We start from the raw sequence: 23,080 nt of genomic DNA on the forward strand, positions 1-23,080 counted from the left end.
GCGGTATACAATATTGATGAGAAAGTTTTCCGACAAATGGGAGGAGAAAAAATGAACAAACCGACATTACAAGAAACGTATCGGCTTTATATTGGCGGGAAGTGGCAGGACGCCTCCGACGGGGCGACCTTCACGACCAGCTGTCCGGCGACCGGTGCGGCGCTTGCGACCTGCGCCCAGGCGACCAAGGAAGACGTGGACGAGGCGGTGAAAGCGGCGTGGCAGGCCTTTGGCACCTGGAAAAATACCACGGCGGCCGAACGTGCGGCGATCCTCAATCAGGTGGCGGATATCATCGACGAAAACAAAGCATTTCTGGCCGCCGTTGAATCGGTGGATAACGGCAAGCCGATCCGAGAATGCCTGGCCATCGATATTCCAATGAGCGCTCAGCACTTTCGTTATTTCGCCGGCTGCATCCAGGCTGAAGAAGGCAGCGCCAATATGCTCGACGGCAACACGATGAGCCTGATCCTGCGCGAGCCTATCGGCGTGGTCGGCCAGATTGTGCCGTGGAATTTCCCGTTTTTAATGGCGGCCTGGAAGCTTGCGCCGGTTTTGGCGGCGGGCGACTGCACCGTTTTTAAATCCTCGAGTTCCACGCCGCTGAGCGTGCTTGAACTGGCCCGACTGACCCAGGACGTGATCCCGGCCGGGGTCTTCAACGTGATCACCGGCTCCGGCTCGAAATCCGGACAGTATATTCTGGATCATCCGGACATCCGCAAACTGGCCTTCACCGGCTCGACGGAGGTCGGCCGCGATGTGGCCCGCGCCGCCGCGGAGAAGCTGATTCCGGCCACCTTGGAACTGGGCGGTAAATCCGCGAATATCTTCTTTGATGACTGCGATTGGGAAATGGCCATGGACGGCGTTCAGCTGGGCATCCTCTTCAACCAGGGGCAAGTGTGCTGCGCCGGGTCCCGGGTTTTCGTGCAGGAAGGGATTTACGACCGCTTTGTCGAAGAGACCGCGAAGCGTTTTAACGCGGTGAAAGTCGGGATGCCGCTGGACGAAAGCACCCAGATGGGTGCCCAGATTAACGAGAAGCAGGTTCAGAAGATCTTAAGCTATATCGAAATCGGCAGGCAGGAGGGCGCAACGGTGGTCTGCGGCGGCGAACGCGCCACGGAAGGCGACCTGGCCAATGGCTGTTTTGTGAAGCCGACGCTGCTCACCGGCGTGACCAACGACATGCGCGTGGCCCGGGAAGAAATCTTTGGGCCAGTAGCGGTGGTGATCCCGTTTGTGGACGAGGCGGATGCGATCCGCATGGCCAATGATTCGGTTTACGGTCTCGGCGGCGCCGTCTGGACCCGGGATATCAACCGAGCGATTCGCGTGGCCAGAGCCATCGAAACCGGCCGGATGTGGGTCAATACCTACAATGCGATTCCGGAAGGGGCGCCCTTCGGCGGTTACAAGGAATCCGGGATCGGCCGCGAAACCCACAAGGTCATGCTTCAGCACTACACGCAAACGAAAAACATCATGATCAATCTTTCGGAAACCCCCTCGGGTTTCTATCCGAAACAGGCATAGCATTTCCGGCATTAACACCAACAGCAAACGGCCGGCGCGCATAACCCGCGTGCCGGCCGTTTTTAATGCGCACAAAAAGGACGCCCGGGGCGTCCAGTTGCTGATTTACTTAATTTCCGACGTTTCAATGACAAAGTGCACCGAGCCGCCCATGGCGTCCGTCTTGCCGGCAAAATTGTTGTAGTCCTTGCCGGCCCGCCTGATGGTTTTGAGTTTGCGGAGGACGCCTTTGAAGTCGTGGTTGTAATAGCCGGCCAGTTTGTCGATGCCTGTGGTTTTAAACTGGCTCATGCCCGAATAAAGGGAGCCGAGGCCGCTTGTCAGCGTGGCGGAGCCGGCGGTGAGTTGGAAAGCGCCGCTGCTCAGTTTGGCGTTGTTGGCCTTGAGGGTTGCGAGTCCATCGGAGAGGGTTTTGCTGCCCTTTGCCAGGGTTTTGCTGCCGCGGGCCAGCTGGCCGACGCCGGCGGACAGGCTGCCGGTATTGCCGTTAAGCTCTTTGAGGCCGTCGTTGAGCTGGCTGGTGCCGGCGGATAGCGCTTCAATACCCTTTTGAAGTTTGGCAGACCCTTGTGCAAGCGAGGCGGTGCCATTGGAGAGTGTGGTCAATTGTCCTTGAATTGTTGAGATTTCTTCATCGGATGGCAGAGAAGCAGTCACTTGATTGAGAGTGCTCCAGCTGCCAGCCAATTGATGGAGTTGATCCAAATTTGTATTGATTGTTTGCAGTTTACCTTTTTGCGTAGCAATTTGTGTTTCGTTGTTTGTTTTAGCAGCGGCGATAAGAGTATCAGCTGTGGCGCTACGCTGTGTTTGAAGCATGCTGATTTGCTGATTGACTTTTTCCAAAGAACCATAATTTTTTGAAAGAGTTGCTTGCTTTTCTCTGAGTGTCGCGGTGCTGGTTTGGATGGTCTTGAGTTTCGCATTTAAGCCGTCGTTGCCATTTGGGCCATTCAAACTGTTTTTCAGTTGTGAGTTCATCTTTATGGCGCCTTTTGTGAGATCTTGGGATCCTTTTATTGCATTGGGATAATTGCTGACAAGCTGCTGGCTGCCTTTGTAAAGTCCGGCGATGCCCTTGGTTAACGCTGGTGTTTTGCCGTTTAGGGTCGCCAGGCCGCCGGCCAGGGTATTGGCGCCGGCGGTCAGGCTCGCGCTGCCGCCAGACGCCGTGGCCACGCCGCCGGTATAGATCGAAAGCCCGGAGGCTAAGGTGCCGGCGCCGGCGGTGAGTTTGACGGAGCCGTTTTTTGCGGAAAGAGATCCGGCGACCAGCTGGGCCGAGGCGTTTTGCAGCCGGTTCACAGCGCTGTCGAGATCGGAGAAGCTGTCGATTTTGTCGAGGCCGGCCTTTTCGAGGACATCAGTGGAAGCGGAGGTGATGGTCGGGCCCATGGCGAAATTTTTCACCGAGGCGGTGATGGTCACCGATTCGGGAATCTGGATGCGGGTCTGTCCCGCCAGACCCAGATTTTCCGCAAGCCTGGGGAAGGCGAGCCCCACGGTGACATTGTTGGTGCCGTCGGCGACGACGGTGCCGTGGTCGATCTGCACGTCGGTGAACGTTTTAGCCGGCAGGTTCAGCGCCGTGGCCACGGCAAAGGGCGTATGGATACCGTCGGTGGTGCTCGTGTTGTCGTAATCAATGGTCATTTCCAGACGGCCGCTCTTGCCGGCGATGTCTTTGGCGGTGATGGGTTTGCCGTCGAGCTTATAGCTGATATGAACCGAGAGCGGCAGGGACTTGTCGGTTTGGCCCTGATAATAAATATCCTTATTTTTGGTCTGCCAGGTCAGGGCGCTGCCGCTCTGGTCAAATTTTTCGCTGCCTTTGAGGTTGGTGATGCCGGTGAGATCGGAGCGGTCGGCGAGACGGCCGGAGCCGTTCACGTTTTTCAGCCAGTCCGACACGGTGACGGAAGGGCTGCCCCCGGCGGCATCGGTCTTGACGTAGACCGTTTCTTTTTTGGTGATGCCGGAGCCGGACACGGTGCCGGAGCCGGACACTTTTTCCGCCTGACGGGTCAGGGATTGTTTGGAGACGGCAGCGGCGTTCGCCGGCTGCGGCGTCAGCGCCGCGGCCACGGTGCCGCCGGTCAGCGTGAGGGCGAGGGCGGCGGCCGTCAGCGTTTTGGCGGTCCGGGATGTTCGCAATGTTCGAAATGAAGGAAAATGCTGTTTCATGGGATTGTCCTTTCTGAAGTTTTACTCAGTCAAGGGCCGCGTCGGCGTTTAAAAGCGCGCGGTCGGGATCGACGAAGCCCCTGGAGGTCTTGAGAATCAAATGGTCGAAGAGCATCAAAAGCGACGGCAGCACAAAAACGACAGCCGCCATCGAGACCAATGCCCCGCGGGCCATCAGCATGCACAGGGAGCTGATGATGTCCACGTTGGAGTAAATGCCGACGCCGAAGGTCGCGGCGAAGAAGCCTGCGGCTGAAACGATGATCGACGGGATGGCAAAGGCCAGAGCGTTTTCCACCGCCTGGCCCTTGGCCTTGCCCGTAAAGCGCTCCCGCTTGTAGCGTGTTGTCATCAGGATGGCGTAGTCCACCGTGGCGCCGAGCTGGATGGTCGAGATGCAGATCGGTGCGATAAACACCAGCGAGGTGCCGGTATAAAATGGGATGCCCAGATTGATGAAAATCGCAAATTCGATGACGGCCACCAGGATAAAGGGCAGGGAGAAGGATTGCAGCACCAGCGCGATGATGACGAAGATCATCGCTATGGACACGATGTTGACGACGCTGAAGTCGTGGTCGGCAATGGTGACCAGATCCTTGGTGGCTGGCGCCTCGCCGATGAGCATGCCCTTGTGGTCGTAGCGGTGCATCACGCGGTTGATGCGCGTCACCTGGGCATTAACCGCGTCGGTGCCGGTGGTGTATCGGCTGGTGACGATCAGGAGTTTGTAGCGCTTGCTTTCCATGATGTCCCGGATTTTATCGGGGATCATGCTTTCGGGAACGGTGGGCCCGAGGAGACTGTCCGTGCCAAGCACGGCCTTTACCCCCTTGACGCCTTTCACGGCGCGGGTCATCTGATAGGTCTTTTTGGCGGAGAGGTTTTTGTCCGCGAGGATCATATGGGTCGAGCCGGTATCAAAATCATTTTCGAGCTTGTGCCGGGCGATGGTGTAGCCGAGGTTCTTTGGCAGCTTGGCGCCCATATCGTAATACGACTGGGTGTGGGTGTAGCCGATGGCCGCTGGGATCCAGATGATTAAAAAGAGGGCGAGCACCAGGCGGCGCCTGCCGACGATGCCGCGGGCCAGCCGCTTCATATCCGGCAGGACGGAGCGGTGGCGGGTGCGTTCGATCAGGCGGTCGAAGGTGAGGATCAGCGCCGGGAGCACGGTCACACAGCTGATGACGCCGAGGATCACGCCCTTGGCCATCACGATGCCCAGGTTCATGCCGAGCTTAAACGTCATAAAGCACAGGGCGATGAAGCCGGCCACCGTGGTGACGGAGGAGCCGGTGACCGAGACAATGGTCGCGTTGATGGCGCGGGCCATGGCGGTCTCGCGGTTGCCGTTGTTCAAATTGAGCTGCTCCTCGTAGCTGTGCCAGAGAAAGATGGAATAGTCCATCGTCACGGCCAGCTGCAGCACGGCGGCCAGGGCTTTGGTGATATAGGAGATATCGCCGAGAAAAATATTCGAGCCCAGATTCCAGAGGATGGCGATGCCGATGCTTGCCAGGAAAATAAAGGGCACGATATAAGAATCCATGAAGATCATCATCACCAGGCAGGACAGCGCCACCGCGATGGCGATATATACCGGCTCTTCCTGTTCGCTCAGATTTTTCAAGTCGGTGACCATGGCCGACATGCCGGAGACAAAGCATTGTTTGCCGGCGATGCGGCGCATCTGGGTGATGGCCTGCATGGTTTCGTCCGCCGAGGTCGAGGTGTCGAAGAACACGGCCATCATCGTCTCGTCGCCTTTGTTGAAGGCCTTATAAACATCCGAAGGGATCATTTTTTTCGGGATGGTCAGGTCGGCGACACTGTCATACCAGATTACCGAATTCACGTGATCGATTTTTTTGAACTTTTTCTCGACGGCGGCCACCTGCTTATCGCTCATGCCCTTAAAGATCACCAGCGAGAAGCCACCCTTGCCGAAATCCTTCATTAGGATGTCCTGGCCTTTGATGGTGTCGATGGAATCGGGTAGATAGGTCAGGATGTCGTAATTGATGCGCGTGTTGAAATAGCCGAATGCCGAGGGAATTAGAAGCAGCAGCCCGACGATCAGAATGGGGATTCGAAGGCGGACAATGTTTTTGCCGAATGCAGCCATAGCGTCATTCCTTTCTCAAAAGATATAAGTAAGATAAAAATAAAGCCGCGGTTAAAACGATCATTCGATCAGTTTTCAACAAGAGATAAAAAATAAACAGTTGTTGAATTTCTAACCATGGTTTATTATACTGGTAATGGGATGAAAATCAATAATCAGATGTTCATCAATTGTTCTTTATTCAACAAAAAAATAAAAAATGTTTAGAAATATCAAAAAGAATGTACGCATGCGTTTGACGCTCGAGACGTTAAAGAGATATACCAAGCAGAAAGCGATACGGGCGGGGAAGCGTTTGGCGCATTGCAAAAGAAGGGGGCATGAAAAGTGATGGAGAAGGAAAAGAAAGGGCGCAGGGAAGACCGTCGGGTGCGTAAGACCAAGGCGGCGCTGCGGAAAGCGCTGACCGATTTTTTGCGGGAGAAGCCAATCCAGGAAATTCGCGTGCGGGAGATTGCCGACAAGATTGACATTAACCGCGGGACCTTCTATCAATATTATCGGGATGTGTACGATATGCTGGCCCAGCTGGAGGCGGAGCTCTTCGAGCAGTTTAACGTCATTTTCAAAGCGCATCGTGATCCGGTGATGACCAACGAAGATATCAAGGCGGTGTTTGTGCAGATTTTTACCCTGCTGGCGGTCAATGCAGATTTGGCGATCGTGCTGATGGGGCCCAACGGCGATCCGGTGTTTGTGGATAAAATCCGGCAGATGGTGCGCCGCCGCTGCATCGACGATTTTTTTCGGAATTATCAAAAGAATCCGGACGAGACTTTTGAATATTTTTATGCCTATGCGGTGTCCGGCTGCATCGGTCTTTTTCAGCGTTGGCTGAGCGGCGGCGCCAGGGAAACGCCGGAGCAGATGGCAGATATTGTGGAGGAGATTCTGCTCAAGGGCATCCAGGTTCTGGAGGGCTGAAAAATGATGGCCCTTTGGCCAGGAATCGTAAAATGAGCGCTTGACAACGCAGCGAATTATGGTATCATAATAAACGATGATCCCTTAGCTCAGCTGGAAGAGCGCTACCTTCACACGGTAGAGGTCGCTGGTTCAAGCCCAGTAGGGATCACCATCCTTGTAAAAGAATACTGTGTTTCACAAATAACGGACCCGATTGCGCGGGTCCGTTATTTGTTTGCGGGCTCCGCCGATGCGCGGGGCTTTTTTTATACGGTGCATGGCTGAAAACAACGAGAGGGACAGGTCGGGCCAAAAAGATATAATGCATATGAAATAAATAGGATTGACAGTCGGCGAATAATCACCTATAATTCTGATATGTATAATTAATCGGTAGAACAGTATTTATCAGCGACATGAGAAAAGGAAGAGGAACATGATCGAAAAAATCCACAGCCATCGCAACTTAATCGGCTTTGATGAAAATGGCATCCCCACAGTGACCCATCCGGCGACGGACCATCATCACGAGCAGGTGCATCCGCACGGTGACAGCTCCGACGACGCGTTTATCCGCGATTATATGGCAGCGGTCGGCGCGTACAAGCAGACTTTCCCGACCCGGGACGAACAGATTGAGCAGACGCCGGACCCGGCGGTGCGGGAGATGCTGATCCGGCAGAAGCAGCTGGGAATCGACACGACCTTCGATCGTTTCGACAAGCAAAAGCCCCAGTGTAATTTCGGCCTGGCCGGGGTGTGCTGCAAAAATTGCAACATGGGTCCCTGTCGTATCACGGCGAAAGCCAAGCGCGGCATCTGCGGGGCCGATGCGGATCTGATCGTCGCGCGCAATCTGCTGCGTTCGGCGGCGGCCGGCGCGGCCCAGCACGGCATGCACGGCCGGGAGCTGATGCTCGAGCTCAAGTGGGCGGCGGAGAGCAAGCTCGATGTGCCGCTGCTCGGCGAGCAGAAGATCAAGGATACGGCAGCGGCCTTCGGCATCCCGACGGCGCACCGGAAGCTTAAGTCTGTCGCCGCCGATCTGGCGGGCGCTCTGCTTGCTGATCTGTCGAATCCGGATCCGGCAAAGCCCTACAAAACCATCGAAGCCTGCGCCCCTCCGGAGCGGGTGGCGGTATGGAAGGATTTGGACCTCGTGCCCATCAGCGCTTATCACGAAGTGTTCGAGGCCTACCACAAGACCGGCGTCGGCACCGACGGCGACTGGAAAAGCATTTTGCAGCAGATGCTGCGCTGCGGCCTGGCATTCACTTTCTCCGGGGTGGTGGGCACGTCCATTGCGACGGACGGGCTTTTCGGCGTCGGCGACCGGGTGACCTCGAAGGTGAATATCGGCGCGCTGAAAAAGGGCTATGTGAACATCGCGGTGCACGGGCATCTGCCGCTTTTGGTGAAGGCCATCGTGAAGGCCGGCCAAAGCGAAAAATTCGTCGATCTGGCAAGACGCCAGGGGGCGAAGGGCATCCGCTTTTACGGGATCTGCTGCTCCGGTCTTTCGGCGATGTACCGCTACGCCGGGGTGATCCCACTGTCCAACGCGGTATCGGCGGAGCTGGTGCTCGGCACCGGCGCCCTCGATTTGTGGGTGGCGGACGTACAGGATGTGTTCCCGGCGATCATGGACGTGGCGCACTGCACCCAAACCGCCGTGGTCACCACCAGCGCCTCGGCCAGGCTGCCCGGAGCGGAACGCTTTGAATACGACCGTCACCACAGCAACATCGGCGAGACCAAAACGCTGGCGGAAAAAATCGTGATGCGCGGCATTCAAAGCTTCGCCGACCGCCGGGGCGTGCCGGTTTATATCCCGCCATACGAGGTCGAGGCGGAGGTGGGCTTTTCGGTGGAATATGTGCACAAGCGCTTTGGCAGCATGACGCCGGTGGCCGAGGCCATTCGCGACGGGCGCATCCTCGGCATCGTGAACATGGTGGGCTGCAACAATCCGAAGGTACCCTACGAACGCTGCATCGCCGATGTGACAGAGGTGTTGGTGAAAAACAACGTGCTGGTGCTTTCCAACGGCTGCGCCTCTTACCCGCTGATGAAGCTGGGCTATTGCAGTAAGGCCGGCCGGGAAAAGGCCGGCGAGGCACTGCGGAAATTCCTCGCGCCGGACTTGCCGCCGGTGTGGCATGTGGGCGAGTGCATCGACAACACCCGATCCTCCGGAATTATGGCGGGCATTGCGGCGACGCTCGGGGTTGACCTGCCGGCGATGCCCTATGCTTTTTCTTCGCCGGAATGGAGCAACGAAAAGGGACTTGATGCGGCCATGGGCTTCAGGCTTTTGGGCGTGAGCTCCTATCATTGCGTGGAGGCGCCAATTTTCGGCTCGAAAAACGTCATTGAATTTATGAAAGAAGGCACGCGGGAAACGCTGGGCTCGGTGATGCACGTCAATGTGGATCCGAAGGCGCTCGGCGAAAAAATCGTCGCCGACATGAAGGCCAAACGTGCAGCCCTTGGCTGGGACTGAGATCGGAGGTGTGCCGATGAAGAAAAAACGATGGCTCAGCGGTTTGCTCGCGGCGGCGATGATATTCTGCGCCGGCTGCAGCCCAAAAGCGGCGGGCACGAAGGCAACCGGCCCAAAATCGGGCAGCCGGACAGCGATCATCGGTTATCTGCCGATCACCCACGCGCTGCCGGTATTCGAGATGAAAAAGCAGCTTGAACATCGCCACAGCGGGGTGAGGGTGCGGCTTCAGAAATTCAGCTCCTGGACCGATCTGATGGACGCGCTGGGCGCCGGGCGCATCGACGGAGCCTCGGTGCTCGTCGAGCTGGCCATGAGCGCGAAAAACAAGGGCATCGATCTGCGGGCGGTGGCGCTGGGCCACCGGGACGGCAACGTGCTGGTGGCGGCCAACGGCATTAAAAATGCGCGGCAGCTGAAGGGCAAGACCATCGCCATTCCCTCGACCCAGTCCTCCCATTACATCCTCGTGCGGGAGGCGCTGCGGCGGGCGGGGCTTAAGATGACGGATGTGAAGCTCACCCAGCTTTCTCCGGCGGAGATGCCCTCCGCGCTGGCCGGCGGCGCCATCGACGCCTATTGTGTGGCGGAGCCCTACGGCGCTGTGGTCGTGGCGAAGCACTTCGGCCATGTGCTGGCTGCTTCGGACGCGCTTTGGCCGGATGCCATCTGCTGCGCTTTTGTGCTGCGGGGCGATTTTATCGATGCGCATTCCAGGGCGGCGCAGCGCATCGCAGCAACCTACCGGAGGACCGGTGCAGCGTTAAACGCCCGCGAGGCGGCCGCGCTTTCGGATCAATATCTGAATCAGGAACGCAGCGTGCTCAAACAGTCGTTGAAGTGGATTGACTATTCGGATCTCACACTGACGCGCAAAGATTACGCGGTGCTTTCGTGGAAGATGACCGCCGCCGGTATCGCCAGGCGGACGCCGGCCTACGATGATTTTGTATATGCCCCAAAGGAGGGAAATAATTCATGCAGCGATTGACAAAACTGAAAGCCGGAGCGGTCGCCTTTGCGGTGCTGATCGCGGTTTGGGCGGCGGCCGTGCGTTTGTTTAACGTGAATCCGGCGCTCTTTCCGCCGCCGACGCAGGTGGCCCGGGCTTTCGGGGAGTTGTGGACCACCGGGCTGGCCGGCGGCTCTTCGGCGCTGCCCCTGCCGGTGCACATCGGCGTGAGCCTCGGGCGCTTTGCGGCGGGCTATGCGCTGGCGGCCGTCTGCGGCATCGGCCTGGGGCTGCTGTTTGGCCTTTTCCCCAGAGTCTTTGACTATGCCAATCCGGTGGTGCAGCTGCTGCGGCCCATCGCGCCGGTGGCCTGGATGCCTTTTATCGTGCTGTGGTTCGGCATCGGCGATGCGCCGGCCGTCGCGATCATTTTTATCGCGGGCCTTTTTCCGGTGCTCCTCGCCACGGCCCGGGCCGTGGGGCAGATCGCGCCGATTTACTGGCAGGTGGCGGATAATTTTGGCATGAGCGGCTGGCAGAAGATTGCGAAGATCGTCTGCCCGGCGGCCTTCCCCCAGATCATGGCGAGCCTGCAGGCGGCCATCGGCACCGCGTGGATCTTTCTGGTATCCGGGGAGATGGTCGGCGCCCAGTCGGGGCTGGGTTTTCTCATCATGGACTGCAAAAACGCTATCCGATCCGACGCACTGCTCGCGGTGATGACGGTCATCGGGATCATCGGGCTGATTTTAAACAAGGCGGTGGCGGCGATTGAAAAACGGGTGCAGGCGCACTGGGGCATGGTGAACGGGGGCACAGAATGATCGAAATTGAGAAAGTTTCAAAGAGTTTTGCGGAGCAAAAACGAGCCGCGCGCTTTACGGCGCTCGACCGGGTATCGTTATCCGTGGCGCCGGGCGAGCTGCTCTGTCTGCTCGGGCCTTCGGGCTGCGGCAAGAGCACACTGCTGGGCATCCTGGCCGGCTTTATCGTGCCGGATGCCGGCGAAGTGCGCATCGACGGGGAGCCGGTCGCCGGGCCGTCGCCATCCCGGGTGATGATCTTCCAGCACTACGGCCTTTTGCCCTGGCGCACCGTGGCGGCCAACGTGGCCCTCGGTCTCGAGACCCGGGGCGTGCCGCGGGCGGCGCGCGACGCGAAGGTGGCGCATTATCTCGAATTGGTGGGCCTTGGCGGAGCCAAAGATAAACATCCGGCGCAGCTTTCCGGTGGCATGCAGCAGCGGGTGGCCATTGCCCGGGCGCTGGCCGTCGAGCCGGAGGTTCTCTTTATGGACGAGCCCTTCGGCGCGCTGGACGCCATCACCCGCATGCAGCTGCAGGAGGATGTGAAGCGGCTGAGCCAGGAAACGGGCACCACCATCGTCTTTGTGACCCACGATATCGAGGAAGCGGTGTATCTGGCGGACCGCATCGCGATCATGGCGGCGAACCCCGGCCGGATTCACGCGGTGCTGCCGGTGCAGATGCCCCGGGTGCGGGAGCGCACTTCCGACGATTTTATTTTGATGCGCGACCGCGTCTTTGCGGCCATGCACATGAAGCCGGAGCATCCCCTGGAATATTATTTATAAGCAAAAAAGCCCTTTCGGGCTTTTTTTGTTTGGATTTAAAAATTGTCATGATTTTCGCAGATAGGTATAATAATCGTAACTTGGATCGCCGGAAATATGGGCGTCAAGGGTTTTGGTGAAAAGCGCCGGATCAAAGGCGGGAAAATAGGTATCGCCGACATAAGCCGCGTCGATTTCGGTGAGATAGAGCACATCGGCCAGGGGCAGCGCTTTGGAATAAACCGCTGCGCCGCCGGCGATAAAGAGTTGGTCGGAGAAGGCAGCCCCCAGGCGAAGAGCCTCGGCCAGGCTGGCGGCGATTCGACAGCCGGGAGCCCGAAAGGTTTGGTTTCGCGACAGAACGATGGTTTGGCGACGGGGGAGCGGCCGGCCGATTTCGGCATAGGTTTGGCGCCCCATGATCACCACGTGGCCGGTGGTCAGTTTTTGAAACCGTGCCTGTTCGCCGGGGATCCGCCAGGGGATGCGGCCATGGTCGCCAATGAGGCGATGGCGGTCGCAGGCGGCGATCAGGGCGATCATAGCGTCACCACCTCGGCGGTCGCCGTGCGCACCAGGTAACGCATGGCCTCGGCGGGATAGTTGCCGGCGGCGGTTTCCCCGGTGAGCATCAGGGCGGCAGCGCCGTCGCAAACGGCGTTGTAAACATCGCAGACCTCGGCGCGGGTCGGCACGGGATGGCGGCGCATGCTGTCGAGCATCTGCGTGACCACCATAAACGGGCAATTTTGGGCGCGGCAGCGGGCGGCGACGGCCTTTTGCACGGCGGGCAGCCGCCAGAGCGGCAGGGCGCTGCCGAGGTCGCCCCGGGCAATCACCAGCCAATCCGTTTCGCGGATGATGCCGTCCAGATGGTCGAGGCCGACGCGGTTTTCGATTTTGGCAAAAATCGTAAGTTCCTCGAGCCGGGATTCGGCGAGGATCTCACGCAGCTTTCGGATATCGCCGCCGCTTTGCACGAAGGGCATCATGACCTGGGTGACGCCGCAGGTCCGGGCCAGGGTCAGATTGTGCCGGTCCGATTCGGTGAGCAGGGGCAGATCCAGGGATATGCCGGGAAGGGCGAGGCTTTTGCGGCTTTCCAAACGGCCGCCGCGGATCACCCGGCAGCAAACGCTGTCGGCGATGCATGTGACGGCGCGCAGTTCGATTTGACCGTCGTCCAGCAGCAGCGGCTGATCGGGCGTGAGGGCATCCAGCACGGCGGCGGGCACCGGGATGGCATCGGGAGCGGGTGCGGCGGCCAGACGTACGCGCCCACCGCGGGACAGCGCGAGGGGCTTTGGCAGCGTGCCGATGCGCAGCTCCGGCCCGTGGAGATCGATCATCAGATCGGCTGTGACGCCGCAACACGTTTGGGCTGCGCGGAAGGCCGCAAGCCAATCGGCACAGCGGTCGAGATCACCGTGGGAAAGATTGAGGCGCATTCCCGTCATGCCGGCCTCGAGCAGCGTGCAGAACGTTTTTTCGTCGCGGCAGCTCGGCCCGAAGGTGCCGTAAAATCGGAGGGGCGCCGGCCGGCGGGCCGGCGGCTCAAAAGAAGGTGACAAGTTTAAAGGTTTCATGGCATCATTATAGCATAGCAGGCACGGCGTGCGGTTTTAAAAATAAAGGAAGGACGCGGGAAGATGCAAAAAGTTTTTGGGATTGATATTGGTGGCACCAGCGTTAAAATGGGATGCTTCACAGCAGGCGGCGAGCGCCTGGACGAATGGGCGATCCCGACGCGAACGGCGGCCGGCGGCAGCGGGATCCTGCCGGATATCGTGGCGAGTGTTGAGGCCTATTGCCGGCAGCACGGGCTCGCGCAATCGGCGATGGTCGGTGCGGGCATCGGCGTGCCGGGGCCGGTGAATGCCGAGGGGATCGTCGACGGTGCTGTGAATCTTGGCTGGGGGCGCTGCGATCCCGGCGCGGTCTTTACCGAGGCGACGGGCATGCCGGCAGCGGTGGGCAACGACGCCAATGTGGCCGCACTGGGCGAATGCTGGCAGGGGGCCGGCAAGGGCCGCAAAAGTCTGGTGATGCTCACCCTGGGAACAGGCATCGGCGGCGGTGTGGTGGTGAACGGGCAGCTGGTGGCCGGCTGTCACGGAGCTGCCGGGGAGATCGGTCATTTCCCGGTGAATCCGGATGAGCCGGAAACCTGCGGCTGCGGCAAGCACGGATGCCTGGAGCAATACGCTTCCGCCACGGGGATTGTGCGGCTGGCCGGGCGGGCACTGACCGCCGATCCCCATCGGCCGACGCGGCTGCGGGAGGGCGCACTTTCTGCAAAGGCCATTTTTGAGGCGGCCAAGGCGGACGATGCCCTGGCCCTGGCATTGGTGGATCGCGTTGCCGCGCTGCTCGGCCAGGGACTCGCAACCATCGCCGGGGTGTTGGATCCCGAGATGTTTGTGATCGGCGGAGGTATGGCCAATGCCGGTGAATTTTTGCGCGGGCGCATCGAGCGCGCGTATCGGCGGCTGGCCTTTGCGGCCTCTCGTGATACGCCCATTCAATTGGCACAGCTGGGCAATGACGCCGGTATCATCGGTGCGGCGAAGCTGGCATTCGGGGCAAGGGCGCGTTAAAAAAGATTAATGACGGCATTTATCCCCGGTATTCACAGGTTATGCACAGTTTCAGCCATGGATTTTTCGATATTTGCGGATGATCCACAGGATTGTGGATCATTTGGAAGGGAAATGTGCACAAGGCAGGGTGGGTTGCCCACAGAATTATCCACAAAAGGAGGCTGACGCTCATAAGGTAAAATATAAAGTGATTCCATTCATTTGGTGATACAAATCCCAGTTTATAAAAAGATTTAATTAAGGCGTATGCAGGTGCGGCGGGATAGTTCTGTTATCCCGCCGCCTTTCTTTGTCGTTTCATGTCTTGCCTGTGTGCAGCCGGTTCCCCGCGTTTTTCTTCCCAGCATATTATTGTAAATATGCTTTCAGCATTCAGTACATACTTATTCAGAACTTTCAGCCGCCGGTCGATGGGGTTCAGCTTTTGGATGTGCTGCGCTGCTTGCATATGCATCCGTTACCTTTTCTTTCAGACCGGATAATCCGTGATCTGATTCCGTTGCAGGAAATACAGCATTTCTGCCGCGTTCTTCACGTTATAGGGAATGGCTGGACTTTCCTGGCCTTGCTTTCCTTTCCAAAACGCCCCGAATCACCTCGGCAAGGGTAGGTGGCGTGGTATTTGCCTATTCCTCTGTCGGCCGGCTTTGCAGTTTCAATATGCGCGCTTTCAGCTGCCACAAACGCCGATTTATCATCTTGATTTCTCGATTGCGGTTTCCTCGTTCTGTGGGTATGCCGCGCTTCTCCATTTTGTCGGGCGCAGCCGTCTTTGCAAAACGGGCACCTGAATGCGCTGGAAGCGATGCGCGTTTAGTTTTAAAATGAACAAGCGATACAGAGCGGTCGGCATGACGCCGGTTGTTTTTTCATGCCTTTAGCCGAGAGGCGGCCTGCGCGTCTGTTCCGGGCGTATCGCCGCCTTGGGGATAATTGTCATTTCCCAAGAAATTTGATAAAATAAAGCGGAAATACGATGGTAATGATAAAGGAGATACCATGATCAAAGGGGTTATTTTTGATATGGACGGGCTGATGTTCGACACGGAAAGTCTGACTGTGGCGGCTTTTCAGCGAGGCATGCTTAAGGAAGGATTGGATCCGCTGCCGGATCATGCCTTTGCCCATTTGTTCGGTCGAAAATTATCGGAGGTCGTCGCCTTTTTTGAGACCGCAACCCATGATCATGCCGCGGCAGAGCGCATTACAGCCGAACGGGAACGCTATATCGAGCAGGCGCTGGCCGGCGGTTTTTTCAATCAAAAGCCCGGATTGGTTGCCTTGCTTGATTATTTGAGGGCGGAAGGCCTGCCGCACATTGTGGCCTCCTCGTCGCCGCGCTGGCAGATCGAGCGGAATCTGAAGGCCACGCATATTGACGATTATTTCGAACAGATTTTCAGCTCGGAACAGGTGGCGCGGGCCAAACCTGCACCGGATGTGTTTTTGGGGGCGGCGGCTGCGATGGGGGTGTCGCCGGGCAATTGCCTGGTGCTTGAAGATTCCATCAACGGTATTCAGGCGGCGGCAGCCGGCGGCATGATCCCGGTGATGATACCGGATTTGCGTCAGCCGGATGCCGAGACCCGGGGGATGGCGGCGGCCGTGTTCAACAATCTTGAGCAGGTGATCCCATGGATTGCCCTGCAAAATAAAGCGAAGTATCAGCAGGAGGAGTTGGATGGAGCGCAATAAGAAAATTTTAATCGGTGCGGTGGTAATCGCGTTGATTCTGATTTTAGCGGTTGGTTTTGCCCTGGCTTATGCCGGCCGGGATAAAACCCAGATTAAAGATCGAACATTGCATTTGTCGGTGAATGGCTGCGGGATGGAAGTGCCGCTCAAGAAAGACGGCATCACGGTGGATGTGCCCAGTCTGATGATCGGCAGCAACAACGCCTTCAAGCTGCTGGGGTACATTAACGGCAAAATAACGGTTGACGGCAAGACTTTAAAAGTTGGAAAATCGGTGAAGGTTGCGGTGACGGCGCTCACGCCGGAAAACAAGCTCAAAGTGGTGATCGCCAACGACAAAGACACGAGAACGGTATATCTGCGGACCTATTCCTCGCAGTTGCCGTCGCTGCGGGTGACCGGGGAATCGGCCGCCAATGGAGAATATTTGATTACCGAAAAGGACAAGCCGGTGATTTACGCGCTGAATACCAACGGCGACCTGATTTGGTATCAGGCGCTGGACGCCGATAAGGCGAAGGTGCGTTTTACGGATTTTAGGCGGCATGTGGCCACCAACGGCGATATTTATTATTCCTATCATCGAACGGATCCCGACGCCGATAATGGGGGCATTGCAGATTACCAGCCGGGGATGCGGATCGTGATGGATGAAAATTTTAATGTCATCACCGAAGATGTCGGTCTGGGCTATTACAATCCCGAAAAGACGGTGAATAAAGAAGAAGCCGGGCGATCGGTGGACGGGCACGGCTTTGAGCTGCTGAACAAAAACGACACCCTTACCTTGTCCTATCAAACGGAACGGGTCAGCAACATCCCGGCGAATCTGAATCCGTCAAAAAACGCGACGGTGGTGGCGGCCGTGCTGCAGGAGGTGCACGGCAACAAGGTTGTTTGGGAATGGCGGAGCACCACTTTTGACAAGCTTTATGCCTTGTCTCGCCGCGGCAACGCCTATGGTTCGGATACCCCGCAGGATTATTTGCATGTGAATGCGATGATTTTGGATCCGGCGGATAACAATCCGATTCTTTCCCTGGGGAACGCCGATGCCGTTATTAAAGTCGATCGGGAAACGGGGAAAATTCTTTGGGTGCTCGGCGGCAAGGCCGATGCCTTTGGCCTGAAGGCGCATCAGCAATTTGCGAACGTGACGGATATAGCGCTTGCGACCGATCGGACGCTGGTGGTAACTCAGGCGAATAAAGTGACAACCTTCAGAATTAACGAAGCGGGCAAAAAAGTGACCTATCTTGCCAGCTACACAACAGCCGACGCGGTGAGCGCTGCGAAACTGAGCCGGAAGCAGAATAATCTGATGATTGCCGGCAACGGCACGAACAAAATAATTGAAACTTTTTATGATACTCGGAGCAACGGTCTGATCGTCCGGATGTCCGGCCACCAAACGTTATCGAGCGTTCGCTATTATGCTTCCGACAAAGCGGATGATGATTAAAATCGAATGGCAAACGGTTCGAAGGGGTTCAGGGGGGAATTCTCCTTGAGCTTTTTTGATGTCGGCTTTTCGGCGGCGGTAACTGCATTGGATTTAGAACAAAAAACGATCCATTCATCGCTTGCGTGCCCATTAAGCTTATGCTAAGCTTTAGGGGCACTGTTAAAAATTTCCTAAAGATTGACAGGCTCTGGAGAGTCCCTTAAATGGGCGCCGAAGGTGTAAGCGCGACGCGGGTTGAAGCGATCGCGTGATCTCTCAGGCAAACGGACAGAGTGAATCCTTTTTTACTTCGTCCCGACTCTCACATCATGGTGAGGAGGAACAAATGTTTCATCAATTCAACGCTTTTCTTTTATGGTTTGACGGGGTCGTCTGGGGCCTGCCGTTGATTATTTTCATTTTGGCGGTCGGTATTTTACTCACCTTTCGACTCGGTTTTCTTCAAGTCAAACACCTGCCGAAAGCCCTGCGCTTCATGTTTAAAAACGAAGCGGACGGTGAGGGGGAAGTCACCAGTTTCGGCGCGCTCTGCACCGCTCTTTCCGCCACCATCGGCACGGGGAATATCGTCGGGGTGGCAACCGCCATTGTGGCCGGCGGTCCGGGCGCGCTTTTCTGGATGGAAATTGCCGCGTTTTTGGGCATGGCGACCAAATACGCGGAAGGGCTTTTAGCCATTCGCTTCCGCACCATCGACGATCGCGGACACGTGCTCGGCGGCCCTTTTTATTACATTGAGAACGGCATGGGCAAGAAATGGACCTGGCTTGCGAAAATCTTCGCCTTCTTCGGCATGGGCGTCGGGCTGTTCGGCATCGGGACATTCACCCAGGTCAATGGGATCACTTCGGCGATCAACACCTTTTTCGATCCGAGGAATCTGCACACGGTACATTTGTTCGGCGCCAATTATTCCTGGTCGATTGTGATCGGCGGAATCATTCTGACCATTGCGGTCGGGCTGGTGGTGATCGGCGGGCTCAGGCGCATCGCCCAGGTGTCGGAAGTGGTGGTGCCTTTTATGGCGGTGGCTTATGTGGCCTGCACCGTTATCATTTTGCTCACCCATCTGACGCACATTCCGGCGGCCGTGGTAACGGTGGTGCAAAGTGCCTTTGGCCTGCGGGCAATGGCCGGCGGCGCGCTGGGCGCGATGATCGTGGCGATGCAAAAGGGGATCGCCCGGGGGATTTTCTCCAATGAATCGGGACTGGGCTCGGCGCCGATCGCGGCCGCGGCGGCTCAGACCAAATCCTGTGTGCGCCAGGGGCTTGTTTCGATGACGGGCACCTTTATCGATACCATCGTGATCTGCACGATGACAGGCCTTTCTATCGTTCTCACCGGCTCCTGGAACAAGGGCCTCGAAGGGGTGGACGTGACGATCCGCGCCTTCCAGCATGGGCTGCCCTTCCCGGCGCAGGTGGCGAGCTTTCTGCTGATGATCTGTCTGGTGTTCTTCGCCTTTACGACCATTCTCGGCTGGAATTATTACGGCGAACGCTGCCTGGAATACCTGTCGAACCGCAACTACAAGGCGGTGATGACCTATCGCGTGCTGTATGTGCTGGCGATTTTTATCGGGCCGTTCATGACGGTGGAGGCGGTGTGGACCATCGCGGATATCTTTAATGCGCTGATGGCCTTCCCGAACCTGATCGCCCTGGTGGCGCTGTCCGGCGTGGTGGCGGCTGAAACCCGCGCCTTCTTGAAACACGAGGAGGATCCCCGGATTTTGAGTTCAAAATAATTTTGACACATAAACAAAGAAAGCCTGAGATTTTGTCTCAGGCTTTCTTTGTGTGCATTCTATTTGACGCCTGCGTCCGATTCCGGCAGGCGCCCGATATAAACCGTCTCGATTCGGCCGTCATCATAATAAGCAAATTGGCTGACCGAGCCGTTGGGCAGAAAATCGAAGGCGATGCGGTCGGCGGGCAGGCCCTTGGCATAGGCCAGCCAGGTTTGAATGGCGGTGCCGTGGGAGACGACGACGATGGTGCGCCCGGGGTTGGCCCTCAGCAGGGCGAGGATTTCCGCGGTGAAGCGGACATAAACTTCCGGAATGCTTTCGCCGCCCGGCGGGGCAAAAGCCGAAGGCTCATCGCGGAAGGTATTGAGAATGTTGTCAAATCGGGCGTTGCACTCGGCAAAGGTCAAGCCCTGGAGCGCGCCGCCTTCAATTTCGTGCAGGTCATCCCGCAGGATGGGCGCGATATCCGGGTGATACTTTAAAACGCCGGTCAGGGTATCGCGCGCCCGGCTCAGCGGACTGGTATAGGCGGCATCGAAGGCAATCCGCTTAAAATAGTCACCAAGGGCGTCGGCCTGGCGCAGGCCCAGCGGCGTGAGCTTGGTATCGAGCACGCCCTGAAAGATGTGGTTTTGGTTTTCATAGGTTTCGCCGTGCCGGATAAGGTATAAGGTGGTGGTCATGAGGTCTCTCCGTGATGGTTGGCGCAAAAGATCAGAGCTCGAGGTTCCGGAGGTCGCGGTAAATATCCTGAAGGGCCGGATAAACCTTGCGGTAAATTTTCGCAAGCTTTTCGTATTTGGCCGACGCGTCAGAATTCGGCAGGTATTGTTCGTCCCGAAGGGAGACAATCTGGTCGCAGGCTGTGGGCACGTCCGAATAAGTCCCGGTGCCCACCATGGCAAGAATCGCAGCGCCAAGTGCGGCGGAATTTTCGGAAACGCCGGCCGGCAGCGCCACCGGAATATTGTAGATATCGGCCATCATCTGGCGCCAGATCGGCGCTTTGGATCCGCCGCCGCACATGCGCATCACTTTGGGATCAACGCCGATTTCCCGGTAAATATCCATCGATTCTTTCAGCGCGAAGGTGATCCCTTCCATTACGGCGCGCGTGAGGTCTTTCCTGGTTTGAATGGCGGACAGGCCGACAAACGATCCCCGGGCGTTGACGTCCCAATAGGGAGAAGCTTCACCCATCAGATAGGGATTATAGATCAGATGGTTCGCGCCGATGGGGGATTTGGCAATTTCCTTGTCGATCTGAAGATAGTCTTCGTCGTCGGGATAGAAACCATTGCGCCACCATTTGAGGGAAAGGCCCGCCGAATTGACCAGGCCCATCATGTGCCAGGCGTCGGGAACCGCGGTGCAGAACGTGTAAACCCGGCCTTTGGGATCCAGCGCCGGACGGTTGGTGAAAGCAAAGACGACACCGGAGGTGCCGATGGTGGTCATCGCGCGGCCGGCGGCGACGACGCCCGTGCCCACCGATGCCGCGGCGTTATCGCCGGCGCCGCCGACAACGACCACTTTCTCCGACAGGCCGACGGCACGGGCCACTTCGGGCCTGAGGGTGCCGGTGATCTGATAGGATTCATAAACCTTGGGCAGCATGCCCGGCGCGATGTCGAGGGCGGCCATCATCTCGTCTGACCAGCAGCGTCCCGGGGTATCCAATAGCTGGGTGGCAGATGCGTCCGACACTTCCGTGGCGAATTCACCGGTCAGGCGATAGCGAACGTAATCTTTGGGCAAAAGAATGTGGGCTGTTTGCGCAAAAACTTCCGGTTCGTTTTGTTCGACCCAGAAAATTTTGGCAGCGGTGAGCCCTTCCCGCGGCGGGTTGCAGGTGACTTTGAGCATGCGGTCCGCGCCGACGCGTTCGGCCATGGCCTTGGTGGCTTCGCCGGTGCGCTGATCATTCCAGAGAATGGCCTTGCGCAGCGGTTCGCCGTTGCCGTCGAGCAGGACGGCGCCCATCATCTGGCCGGCGATGCCGATGCCGATGATGGCTTCGGCCGGAACGTCAGCCTGTTTAACCACTTTTCGGATCGTCGCGACGGCGGCGTTGTACCAATCTTCAGGCTCTTGTTCGGCCCAGCCGTTGTAGGGCTGATACAAGGGATATTCCTGAAGGGCAAAGGTGATTTCCTTGCCGTTTTGGTCAAACAAGACGGACTTAATACCGCCGGTGCCGAGATCCAATCCTAAAAAGTATTTCATTTTTTTCTCCTCTTCTCCATAAAATGAAAGCCGACAAAGGATGGTTGAACTATATCGGGCCATGGCCCGGATATTACAGGGTCAGTTCTTTTGCGTAGGTTTCCAGTTTTCCGGTATCGCTTAAAAGTGCAAGCAAGGTGTAGCGGGTCTTGATGTCGCTGGCATGGCGCACGGCGTCTCTGATTTTATCCAAGCCGTACATCGCTTTAAAATCTTCAAGGTTGTAGCCGGCCTTGCCCAGGATTTTTTTCATGAAGGCGACACCGGGCGTCTGCTTTAAATAAGAGCGGATGGTGGGCCAGCGGTCGCGGATAAAGCCGGAGCGGTCCGTGGCATAGGTAGCATTTTTGTTCTGCATGGCTTCAATTTCCGGGGCCATATCGTCGAAACATCGCACGAGTCCCCGATGCCAGGCGGACCGATCGAAACGGAAGGCGAAAGTGGCCGGATCCTCCTCTGCCAACCGCTTGCGGAGCATTTCCGAAACGACAGCCGAATAGGCAACGTCAATGCCGTGGGGAAAATAAGGCAGATGATTTTTAACGCAGGTTAACTCAAAGAAATGGGAAATTAAATGTTCGGATCCCGAGGCCGGACGGGAACTGCCCTGGTAGGCGAGGGTGATGCCGACAATGGCCAGACTTTCCATCAAGCGGCCGATAGCGGCGGGGTCGCGCCGCATGATGGCATCAATATTATCGATGCAGGCATTGGTCTCGGTCTCGACCAGATCATAAATCATCTGGCATGCGGGTTCGCTGCTCATCAGGGTGGCCAATTTCCAGTCGCTGAGCGCTGAAAATTTGCCCAAAAGATCCCCGATGCCGGAACGAATCATGTCGATGGGGGCGCCCGCCAGCACATGCATATCGGCGACGATCCATCTCGGGGCCCGTCTGGAACAGGTGACCTTCAGCCCTTTGAGCATCATCACGGCACCGCTGGAAGCGAAGCCGTCCATCGACGGGGCGGTCGCGACGATCATACTGGGTACCTGATGATTAAAAGCGATGTATTTGCTCAGGTCGTTGATCACCCCGGATCCAACACCGATAACAGCCCCGGTGCCTGCGCAGAAACAGGCCTCCGCCTTTGCAATGGTTGCCTCGTCGGGAATTAAAACATCCGTTTGATTAAAAAAGGCTTCATCCACCGTGATGCCAGCGCCCGCCAGCGCCGCGATCACTTTTTCACCGCACAGCGGGCGGGTATTGCCGTCGGAAATGACGAGCACCCGGCGAATGCCGCCGAGCATTCCGGGAATCCGATCGTAGATGGCGGCATCGCCCACTTGCAGGATCCTCGTGTCGCTGTGGTGTTTGCGACCACAGTCGCATAGGAAGGCATCTTTCTGAAGTAAATCTTGTACATTCATGCGCAGATAATCCTCCTCAATTAATTAATGTATTTTATCATGGGAGCGGATGCCCGCCCATATTGAATAAAATTTCTATAGCCCTATCGAAAATACTTTCGATATTGATGTTGTCGATGAAGCTTTTATAATTAAAGGTAAACAGAAAAAGCGCAATTATGTGCGGAGATATTAAACA

At 57.2% G+C, this 23,080-nt stretch carries 17 protein-coding genes, 1 tRNA gene and 1 riboswitch; of the genes, 11 read left to right on the plus strand and 7 right to left on the minus strand.

What is annotated here, in order from left to right; all coding sequences use genetic code 11:
* Positions 1-51 precede the first annotated feature (51 nt).
* Positions 52-1,542 (plus strand): aldehyde dehydrogenase family protein, encoded by a 1,491-nt coding sequence (locus HMPREF0721_RS09825; RefSeq protein WP_040640049.1) that lies wholly within the window; start codon positions 52-54, stop codon positions 1,540-1,542.
* A gap of 105 nt (positions 1,543-1,647) precedes the next feature.
* Here the strand turns inward: HMPREF0721_RS09825 and HMPREF0721_RS09830 are convergent, their stop codons facing one another.
* On the minus strand, positions 1,648-3,726 hold the full coding sequence (locus tag HMPREF0721_RS09830; RefSeq protein ID WP_006599609.1) for a hypothetical protein: 2,079 nt from the start codon (positions 3,724-3,726) through the stop codon (positions 1,648-1,650).
* Positions 3,727-3,751: 25 nt separating this feature from the next.
* Entirely contained in the window at positions 3,752-5,854 is a 2,103-nt protein-coding gene (locus HMPREF0721_RS09835) for an efflux RND transporter permease subunit (protein ID WP_006599610.1), read from the minus strand.
* Positions 5,855-6,184: 330 nt separating this feature from the next.
* Here HMPREF0721_RS09835 and HMPREF0721_RS09840 point away from each other — a divergent pair, with 330 nt between their 5' ends.
* From HMPREF0721_RS09840 to HMPREF0721_RS09865, 6 genes are all read left to right on the plus strand, one after another.
* The gene (locus HMPREF0721_RS09840) at positions 6,185-6,778 is read left to right on the plus strand and encodes a TetR/AcrR family transcriptional regulator (protein WP_006599612.1); all 594 of its coding nucleotides are present in this window, start codon (positions 6,185-6,187) and stop codon (positions 6,776-6,778) included.
* Between the two features lie 78 nt (positions 6,779-6,856).
* Positions 6,857-6,932, plus strand: a tRNA-Val gene (locus HMPREF0721_RS09845).
* 264 nt (positions 6,933-7,196) lie between these two features.
* The gene (locus HMPREF0721_RS09850; RefSeq protein ID WP_006599613.1) at positions 7,197-9,263 is read left to right on the plus strand and encodes an anaerobic carbon-monoxide dehydrogenase catalytic subunit; all 2,067 of its coding nucleotides are present in this window, start codon (positions 7,197-7,199) and stop codon (positions 9,261-9,263) included.
* Positions 9,264-9,279: 16 nt separating this feature from the next.
* The gene (locus HMPREF0721_RS09855) at positions 9,280-10,254 is read left to right on the plus strand and encodes an ABC transporter substrate-binding protein (protein ID WP_040640050.1); all 975 of its coding nucleotides are present in this window, start codon (positions 9,280-9,282) and stop codon (positions 10,252-10,254) included.
* Entirely contained in the window at positions 10,242-11,039 is a 798-nt protein-coding gene (locus HMPREF0721_RS09860; protein ID WP_006599615.1) for an ABC transporter permease, read from the plus strand. Before HMPREF0721_RS09855 ends, HMPREF0721_RS09860 begins: the two co-directional genes overlap by 13 nt.
* Complete coding sequence (locus HMPREF0721_RS09865) at positions 11,036-11,809, plus strand: ABC transporter ATP-binding protein (protein WP_006599616.1); 774 nt, start codon at positions 11,036-11,038, stop codon at positions 11,807-11,809. The genes HMPREF0721_RS09860 and HMPREF0721_RS09865 overlap by 4 nt, the downstream gene beginning before the upstream one ends.
* Before the next feature lie 45 nt (positions 11,810-11,854).
* On the opposite strand, the gene HMPREF0721_RS09870 is transcribed toward HMPREF0721_RS09865, so the two are convergent.
* Positions 11,855-12,331 carry a dihydrofolate reductase gene (locus tag HMPREF0721_RS09870; RefSeq protein ID WP_006599617.1) on the minus strand — a complete coding sequence of 159 codons (477 nt, stop codon included), beginning with the start codon at positions 12,329-12,331 and terminating at the stop codon, positions 11,855-11,857.
* On the minus strand, positions 12,328-13,374 hold the full coding sequence (pyk, locus tag HMPREF0721_RS09875) for a pyruvate kinase (RefSeq protein WP_006599618.1): 1,047 nt from the start codon (positions 13,372-13,374) through the stop codon (positions 12,328-12,330). Before pyk ends, HMPREF0721_RS09870 begins: the two co-directional genes overlap by 4 nt.
* 63 nt (positions 13,375-13,437) lie before the next feature.
* Between pyk and HMPREF0721_RS09880 the strand changes: the two genes are divergently transcribed.
* The 4 genes from HMPREF0721_RS09880 (at position 13,438) to HMPREF0721_RS09900 (ending at position 19,298) form a co-directional block, all read left to right on the plus strand.
* Positions 13,438-14,385: an ROK family glucokinase gene (locus tag HMPREF0721_RS09880; protein ID WP_006599619.1), complete on the plus strand. Its 948-nt coding sequence runs from the start codon at positions 13,438-13,440 to the stop codon at positions 14,383-14,385.
* A 1,002-nt stretch (positions 14,386-15,387) separates the two neighbouring features.
* Positions 15,388-16,083, plus strand: coding sequence for an HAD family hydrolase (locus HMPREF0721_RS09890; protein WP_050786994.1), 696 nt, complete (start codon positions 15,388-15,390; stop codon positions 16,081-16,083).
* Positions 16,070-17,545, plus strand: a complete 1,476-nt coding sequence (locus HMPREF0721_RS09895; RefSeq protein WP_006599623.1) for an aryl-sulfate sulfotransferase — start codon at positions 16,070-16,072, stop codon at positions 17,543-17,545. Before HMPREF0721_RS09890 ends, HMPREF0721_RS09895 begins: the two co-directional genes overlap by 14 nt.
* A gap of 180 nt (positions 17,546-17,725) precedes the next feature.
* Positions 17,726-17,829: riboswitch (glycine riboswitch) on the plus strand.
* 44 nt (positions 17,830-17,873) lie between these two features.
* On the plus strand, positions 17,874-19,298 hold the full coding sequence (locus HMPREF0721_RS09900; protein WP_006599624.1) for an alanine/glycine:cation symporter family protein: 1,425 nt from the start codon (positions 17,874-17,876) through the stop codon (positions 19,296-19,298).
* A gap of 59 nt (positions 19,299-19,357) precedes the next feature.
* Here HMPREF0721_RS09900 and HMPREF0721_RS09905 read toward each other — a convergent pair whose 3' ends face one another.
* The 3 genes from HMPREF0721_RS09905 to HMPREF0721_RS09915 all read right to left on the minus strand — a co-directional run bounded on the left by HMPREF0721_RS09905 (position 19,358) and on the right by HMPREF0721_RS09915 (position 22,902).
* Positions 19,358-19,984 carry a histidine phosphatase family protein gene (locus HMPREF0721_RS09905; RefSeq protein ID WP_006599625.1) on the minus strand — a complete coding sequence of 209 codons (627 nt, stop codon included), beginning with the start codon at positions 19,982-19,984 and terminating at the stop codon, positions 19,358-19,360.
* 31 nt (positions 19,985-20,015) lie between these two features.
* On the minus strand, positions 20,016-21,527 hold the full coding sequence (gene xylB, locus HMPREF0721_RS09910; protein WP_040640051.1) for a xylulokinase: 1,512 nt from the start codon (positions 21,525-21,527) through the stop codon (positions 20,016-20,018).
* 73 nt (positions 21,528-21,600) lie between these two features.
* Positions 21,601-22,902, minus strand: coding sequence for a sn-glycerol-1-phosphate dehydrogenase (locus HMPREF0721_RS09915; protein ID WP_006599627.1), 1,302 nt, complete (start codon positions 22,900-22,902; stop codon positions 21,601-21,603).
* Positions 22,903-23,080: the final 178 nt, after the last annotated feature.

This window comes from Pseudoramibacter alactolyticus ATCC 23263 (assembly GCF_000185505.1).
Taxonomy (GTDB): domain Bacteria; phylum Bacillota; class Clostridia; order Eubacteriales; family Eubacteriaceae; genus Pseudoramibacter; species Pseudoramibacter alactolyticus.

Excerpts from the sequence above, each read along its gene's own strand:
- HMPREF0721_RS09825 (WP_040640049.1), top strand. The coding sequence starts at position 52 with ATGAACAAACCGACATTACAAGAAACGTATCGGCTTTATATTGGCGGG.
- HMPREF0721_RS09830 (WP_006599609.1), bottom strand. The coding sequence starts at position 3,726 with ATGAAACAGCATTTTCCTTCATTTCGAACATTGCGAACATCCCGGACC.
- HMPREF0721_RS09835 (WP_006599610.1), bottom strand. The coding sequence starts at position 5,854 with ATGGCTGCATTCGGCAAAAACATTGTCCGCCTTCGAATCCCCATTCTG.
- HMPREF0721_RS09840 (WP_006599612.1), top strand. The coding sequence starts at position 6,185 with ATGGAGAAGGAAAAGAAAGGGCGCAGGGAAGACCGTCGGGTGCGTAAG.
- HMPREF0721_RS09850 (WP_006599613.1), top strand. The coding sequence starts at position 7,197 with ATGATCGAAAAAATCCACAGCCATCGCAACTTAATCGGCTTTGATGAA.
- HMPREF0721_RS09855 (WP_040640050.1), top strand. The coding sequence starts at position 9,280 with ATGAAGAAAAAACGATGGCTCAGCGGTTTGCTCGCGGCGGCGATGATA.
- HMPREF0721_RS09860 (WP_006599615.1), top strand. The coding sequence starts at position 10,242 with ATGCAGCGATTGACAAAACTGAAAGCCGGAGCGGTCGCCTTTGCGGTG.
- HMPREF0721_RS09865 (WP_006599616.1), top strand. The coding sequence starts at position 11,036 with ATGATCGAAATTGAGAAAGTTTCAAAGAGTTTTGCGGAGCAAAAACGA.
- HMPREF0721_RS09870 (WP_006599617.1), bottom strand. The coding sequence starts at position 12,331 with ATGATCGCCCTGATCGCCGCCTGCGACCGCCATCGCCTCATTGGCGAC.
- pyk (WP_006599618.1), bottom strand. The coding sequence starts at position 13,374 with ATGAAACCTTTAAACTTGTCACCTTCTTTTGAGCCGCCGGCCCGCCGG.
- HMPREF0721_RS09880 (WP_006599619.1), top strand. The coding sequence starts at position 13,438 with ATGCAAAAAGTTTTTGGGATTGATATTGGTGGCACCAGCGTTAAAATG.
- HMPREF0721_RS09890 (WP_050786994.1), top strand. The coding sequence starts at position 15,388 with ATGATCAAAGGGGTTATTTTTGATATGGACGGGCTGATGTTCGACACG.
- HMPREF0721_RS09895 (WP_006599623.1), top strand. The coding sequence starts at position 16,070 with ATGGAGCGCAATAAGAAAATTTTAATCGGTGCGGTGGTAATCGCGTTG.
- HMPREF0721_RS09900 (WP_006599624.1), top strand. The coding sequence starts at position 17,874 with ATGTTTCATCAATTCAACGCTTTTCTTTTATGGTTTGACGGGGTCGTC.
- HMPREF0721_RS09905 (WP_006599625.1), bottom strand. The coding sequence starts at position 19,984 with ATGACCACCACCTTATACCTTATCCGGCACGGCGAAACCTATGAAAAC.
- xylB (WP_040640051.1), bottom strand. The coding sequence starts at position 21,527 with ATGAAATACTTTTTAGGATTGGATCTCGGCACCGGCGGTATTAAGTCC.
- HMPREF0721_RS09915 (WP_006599627.1), bottom strand. The coding sequence starts at position 22,902 with ATGAATGTACAAGATTTACTTCAGAAAGATGCCTTCCTATGCGACTGT.